The sequence below is a fragment of the Methanobrevibacter sp. genome, assembly GCF_045644645.1.
In the GTDB taxonomy this organism is placed as follows: domain Archaea; phylum Methanobacteriota; class Methanobacteria; order Methanobacteriales; family Methanobacteriaceae; genus Methanocatella.
Map to the genome: position 1 here is coordinate 1 of NZ_JAZRHE010000050.1, position 6,090 is coordinate 6,090.

The window sequence follows — 6,090 nt, forward strand, 5'->3', positions numbered from 1 at the left end:
TGGAGTAAATTTTTTTTGATTTGGCATGATAAAAACTTTTACTCCACCTATTTATTAAATTTAACTATTTTTAAACAGAATTAAAATTCAAAACTAATTTTCATCAAAACATTTCAAATCAACAAAGTTTTTGAAAGAGTCGTTTTTCAACACTTCTAACAGTGATATTTGAAAAATCACCTTTAATTTTAGCAACATATATGTTATTTATTCCGTATTTCTCAATTTCCTTATCCAATTTAGCTGTCAAATCCTCAAAACTGCTGGCAGAAATTTCAGGTATCTTTTCATCTTCATCAAAATTGGTTACAGTTGAAAAAGGCACAGTTTCATTGTTTTTCATGACGTTGATGCTTCCGTCAGCACCGGCCTGATAGACCACACCATCCAAAACAATCATTTCACCATTTACGCCTTCAAAAGTACCTAGACCAGTGTCCCCATATGACTTTAACTCTCCAACAGTGATTACACCATCATATTCCCCATGCATAAATGACTGCATCAGGGAAACTTGGTGTATTGCATCATCCTTCATCAGAAGACCGTTTCCTGCACTAACCGCTGAAATAGCCAGCAAACATACAATAAAAACACTTACGAACAATATCTTTTTGTTTAGCATTATCTTTCCCCCATTGATTCTTAATATATAATTGATTTTGATGATATTTAAATATCCTTTTCAAACTGCGTGACTTGGATTTTTATGTCACGAAAATTCTTTTGTCCTATTTTTTCTTTATTCAAATTTAAAAGCAGTACCCATTATGGGAGTAAGTTTAGTATTTTACAGGTATTAAATCAACATCTAGATTTTCAGCATTTAATCTCCAAATCATTTCTATTCTAAAGATTAAGTTTTTAACTTTGTTTAAATATATTAATTAATTATATAATACATTTGAACAAATATTTGCACTAATTATTAAAATGAGATGTAATATGAGATATATGGCCTTCAATCCCCAAATCCATGATGCAAATAAAATTGCAACATGGAGATATAACGTAGACTTTAGGACTTACGATAAGCTTTTTGATTCAAAAGAAAAAGCGATTGCAGCCATTGAAAAAACTCTAAAAAAAGACGAAGGTACTAAAGTCATTTATGACAATGAAAATATAATTGGGATGTTAATTGTATATACTTATGATAAACAACTTAAATTTCATTTTAACTCTCTTAAGCTGTTATTTGTTGCCATATTGGATTATTTTGTTATTTGTGACATTAAAAAAGATGACATTTATATTGCAGAAATAGCTATTGATGAAAATCAAAGATCAAAAGGTTACGGAACAAAAGTCATTAATGATGTTATTGATTATGCTCAAAAAAATGGTTATAAAAGAGTTATTCTAGATGCAGATTTCAGAAATCCAAAAGCGAAGGCATTATATGAAAGGATAGGATTTAAAGTTTATAATAAAAAATCCTTTTTAAAAAGAGGCATGTATAATATGGAGTTCAAAGTATCCTAATCATGCTTACTCTCTCCTGAATTCCACATTAAGTTTATCATGAATTAAAAAAAAATACTGAAATAGAACAATACATCTGAAAGTTACCCACATAATACTAAATGAACCGATTAAAAATATTTAACATGAACAATAAAGTGATTACCATGAACATTACTAATCAAAAACAGACCCCAAAAAGAAGTTTGAAAAGAACTCTGATTGTATTTATTGGGAATGTCCTAGGAGTATATTTAATATCTTTTTTAGGACTAGGAGTCAAAGTTAGCCAATTTGATGACATAATATTTTTAATAATATTTATCAGTTTAATAAATGCACTACTCTGGCCTATTTTAACAAGAATAGCAATGCCATTCTTAGTTTTAACATTCGGTTTCGGAACATTAATATTGAACGGACTCCTACTTCAGATTTTCGCACCATTATTTGATATAGAAATTACCGGTGCCGCCATTATTCTTGCACCATTATTTATGGCGGCCGTTACAACTGTACTGTCAGCATTAATAACAATTGAAGATGACAGCTCATATTACCGGTCCGTTTTAAGAGATGCAGAAAAGAAAAGAAAAACTGACATTAAAGATTACCCTGGAGTAATAATTGTTGAAATTGATGGGCTTGCCTACGAAGTTTTATGTGAAGCAGTCGAAAGAGGCGACATGCCCAATATTAAGGAAATGATTGACAGCGATGATTACAATCTCAGAATGTGGGAAACAGATTTATCTTCCCAAACCGGAGCAAGCCAGGCAGGAATCCTTCATGGAAATAACGAAGGCATTGTTGCATTCAGATGGATAGAAAAGAGTAATGGCAATCAGATGATGCAATGTTCTGGAATCACTAAAGTGCCCGAATTAGAACAAAGAATTTCAGATGGGAACGGGTTGCTCGTGGATAATGGGGCAAGCAGATCAAACTTATTCTCAGGAGATACCGACAATGTAATATTCACATTCAGTAAGATAATGAATTTCAAAAGATTATACAATAAGGCATGGTACTCAGTGTTCTCCAATCCCAGCAATTTCGCACGTATAGTTGCCTTGTTTTTTGCAGACATAATACGTGAAATCTGGTCACAAATCGCACATTCAATAAAAAACATCAGACCAAGAATAAAACGTGGAATAGTATACATTCCAACAAGAGCGGCTACAAATGTATTTATGAGAGAAATCAATACTTCAACATTGATTGGGGACATGATGATTGGGGATATTGATGTTGCATACTCCACATACTTGGGCTATGATGAAATAGCCCACCATTCCGGAGTTAGGGATGATGATGCATGGTTCGCCTTAAGAGAAATGGACAAACAAATTAAACATTTAACCGATGCAAATAAGTACTGTCCGAGGGACTATCAGTTTGTCATTCAATCAGACCATGGCCAAACAAATGGTGCCACATTTACCCAAAGATATGGTCAAACATTTGAAGATTTTGTCAAATCATTGCTTCCCGAAGACATGACTGTGTTTGCAAAAATGACTTCGAATGAAGACCACTTTGCAGGGGACTACACTCCATTTTCAAGAAAAGATAAAAAAATAAAGAAAGAAAAAGAAGAAGAACAGGAATTAAGTGACTCTGAAGTCATCGTATTAGCCTCAGGAAATCTTGCAATGATTTATCTGACACAATGGAGCCAAAGATTAACATATGAGGAACTTAACAACTATTTCCCTGAATTGATACCAGGCATCATAAAAAATGAGTATGTCGGTTTTATTTTAGTCAGATCCCAAGAACACGGCGACATGGCTATTGGAAGAAATGGAACCTATTTCCTGGACAGTGGTGAAATTGAAGGTGAAAACCCTCTTGAAGGATTTGGAGACCATATTGTCAGACATTTAAAAAGAACCAGCTCATTTGAACATACGCCAGATATTCTAGTCAACAGTTTTTATGATGAAGAAGCCGATGAGGTATGTGCTTTTGAGGAACTGGTTGGAAGCCATGGCGGAGCCGGCGGAGACCAGTCAAAACCATTCATACTATACCCTTCAAGTTGGAATGTTAGTGATGAGGAGATCATTGGCGCAGAAAACATCTATAAACTATTAAAAGAGAATTTAGCTGAACTAAAAAAATAATGTTGCTCATGATATTAATTTAAGTAACATTTTACAGCAGGCATGCCTGCAAAAATACCAAATAATAGAAGATATGGAAAACTTTGTGCAATCCGTATCTTATTTTTAATTAATGATTCCAGTTCATCCAAACGTTTGTTTAATTCTTTTTCACATTCATGACAGTATCTTAAAACATATCGGCACTAATCAAAAAAGAATAAACATCGTAACTGTTAATAATTATTAAGTATATAAATACTATAAAGGTGAACTTCGTGCAAATATTGGATAATACATTGGTTCAATTAGTAATTGTAATTGCTCTTTTTTTGGTTTTTACCATTCTGACCAGGTTTATATATGGCAAATTAATATCTGATTACATCAAATCTGTAAACATCAATAAAATGTTGCCTGAAGATGAAGTTCATTCATTAAGACAAGTTTTTTATTTAATTTTGATGGCATTATGTGTAGTAAATATCTACTATGCCCTAACAGTTGCAGAAATAGACTTCCCTTATCTTGCAATATTTGATATCGCACTTTCACTATATTTTGCAGTATCATTGGATAAACGTTCTATAAAAAATAAGATATTATGGGTATTATTAGTTCCATATGGGTCATTATCCTATTTGTTATTTGATAGCAGTTACGTGATTTTTTTGAGTATAATCCACATTTTAATATTTATTTACTTTACAAAACAAAGTTTTGATAAATTTATGGAGTATACTAATTCAAACGGTTTAGGGATAACCATAATATTGCTATTTGTAATAATGTTTGCTAGCTTTTTTATAACACAATACAGTGAAAATGTAAACCCACTGGACTCACTAGTAATCGCTTCCAACCAGTTTACCGGTAACGGATATTCTGTTTTTGGAGAGACCATATCTGGCAAAATGAATAGTTTATTGTTAGTTTGGGGAGGATATGTCATGTCCGGAGTTAGTGCAGCAACACTAACAGCGGCAATTTTAATCAGACATTTCAAAAAAGAATTTAAAGAATTAAAAGAATTAATGGAAAAGGAGGATGAATGATGGATAACTCTTTTCTAATGTATTCCACATTTCAATTATTGGCTGCAGCCGCAATATTTGTCATTTTAGTTTATATGGCCAAATTTCTTCGAAATAAACTTAAATCATCATCATTTCTTAAGAATTCAAGGTTTGCAAATCCTTTAGAGTATTTTCCCTCTGAACCACTCTTTTATTTAGAACAAGTCTTTTATATTGTAATAATCTTAATCTTTATTTTAATCATTTTATATTTGACATTTAATTGGACTAAAGGCGCCACCTTCATATTTGCTTTTGATATTCTTATTTCGATTTATCTTTGCATTAACAGGAGTTGGGATTCTTTAAGTGATAAGGTTTTATTATTTTTATTGATTCCATTTGCATCCATAACTGGAATATTATTTGGACATGATGTATTTAGTTTCCTTAGCTTATTCCATATTCTTGGATATTTGTATTTTATTCAATATTACTACCGTGAATTTCTTAAATATACCGAAAGCAATGGTTTAGGCTTAAGCATTATAGTGACTTTTTCAATATTGCTGGTAAGCTTTTTATTCACTATCCTTGCCGAAGGAGTTTCCCCTATGGATTCCATGACTATGGTTTCCAATGCATTTACCAGCAATAGTTTTGATGCATCAGGAAAGATCATGATTGGAAAAGTTAATTCTCTAGTATTGGCATGGGGAGGTTTTATTTTATCAATTGTAGGTACCGCCACATTAGCTGTTTCGATTGTGATGGGTTATGTTTCTCAAGAATTTAAGGATATGAAGGATTTTGTTAAAAAGAATAAAGAAGAGAAGTAAACATCTCATTTATTCATTGTCATGATACTTTTTTTAAGAATCCGCCTTTTCCAAACATATATTCTTTTTTAGCAGGTAGCCCCAATAATAATTTTTTCATTTTAGATAGTTCAATTTCCAAGGCCCCATCATTAATATTATCTGATATGGCCTGCATCACTACACGACATTCGACATGAGCAAACTGCACATCATAACCTACTACTTTGTTATTATGTAATGTGCCTGACCCCAAACACTGTTAGAACCCTAAATCTAAACCCAAATTTTTAAAAAAATATAAGATAACCTCAAATTTTATAAAAATAATGGCTTTGTAGAAATCCTCATTTTTATTGAATTTGAGTTGATCTATAGATGTTGTAGATTGTATTTTTGAGTTTTGTTTCTTTATTTGATAATTGTAGGCTTCTGCTTCGGTTTGTTCTGTTGAATATTCTTTTTATTACACTAAATATTGATTCAACGTTGTTTCTTCTTGAATAGATTTCCTGGTTGAATTGTTTTTTACTTTTTAGCCGATAATGTCCTGTTTTTGCTCTGGTTTTTAGTGGTATTTGATCTTCTGCTTTTGCTTCTTCGTTTATGCATTTTCTGATGGGTTCTGTATCGTATGCTCTGTCTGCTAGGATGTATTTTGGTTTATATTTCTTTATATTT

At 31.9% G+C, this 6,090-nt stretch carries 7 protein-coding genes; 4 read left to right on the plus strand and 3 right to left on the minus strand.

The features are described from left to right. Nucleotides 1-118 precede the first annotated feature (118 nt). A complete protein-coding gene (locus ACKI4K_RS03160) occupies nucleotides 119-625 on the minus strand; it encodes an acetolactate decarboxylase (RefSeq protein WP_407422205.1) in 507 nt (168 codons plus the stop codon). 320 nt (nucleotides 626-945) lie between these two features. Here ACKI4K_RS03160 and ACKI4K_RS03165 point away from each other — a divergent pair, with 320 nt between their 5' ends. The 4 genes from ACKI4K_RS03165 (at nucleotide 946) to ACKI4K_RS03180 (ending at nucleotide 5,430) form a co-directional block, all read left to right on the plus strand. Then, complete coding sequence (locus ACKI4K_RS03165; protein WP_407422207.1) at nucleotides 946-1,485, plus strand: GNAT family N-acetyltransferase; 540 nt, start codon at nucleotides 946-948, stop codon at nucleotides 1,483-1,485. 146 nt (nucleotides 1,486-1,631) lie between these two features. Next, nucleotides 1,632-3,596, plus strand: a complete 1,965-nt coding sequence (locus tag ACKI4K_RS03170; RefSeq protein WP_407422209.1) for a phage holin family protein — start codon at nucleotides 1,632-1,634, stop codon at nucleotides 3,594-3,596. A gap of 257 nt (nucleotides 3,597-3,853) precedes the next feature. After that, complete coding sequence (locus ACKI4K_RS03175) at nucleotides 3,854-4,630, plus strand: hypothetical protein (RefSeq protein WP_407422211.1); 777 nt, start codon at nucleotides 3,854-3,856, stop codon at nucleotides 4,628-4,630. Next, complete coding sequence (locus ACKI4K_RS03180) at nucleotides 4,627-5,430, plus strand: hypothetical protein (protein ID WP_407422213.1); 804 nt, start codon at nucleotides 4,627-4,629, stop codon at nucleotides 5,428-5,430. Before ACKI4K_RS03175 ends, ACKI4K_RS03180 begins: the two co-directional genes overlap by 4 nt. A gap of 19 nt (nucleotides 5,431-5,449) precedes the next feature. Here the strand turns inward: ACKI4K_RS03180 and ACKI4K_RS03185 are convergent, their stop codons facing one another. Together ACKI4K_RS03185 and ACKI4K_RS03190 are read right to left on the minus strand one after the other, a co-directional pair. After that, the gene (locus ACKI4K_RS03185; protein WP_407422215.1) at nucleotides 5,450-5,620 is read right to left on the minus strand and encodes a hypothetical protein; all 171 of its coding nucleotides are present in this window, start codon (nucleotides 5,618-5,620) and stop codon (nucleotides 5,450-5,452) included. Nucleotides 5,621-5,762: 142 nt separating this feature from the next. After that, nucleotides 5,763-6,090 (minus strand): transposase (locus ACKI4K_RS03190; RefSeq protein ID WP_407422217.1); only part of this gene is annotated, 328 nt, incomplete at its 5' end.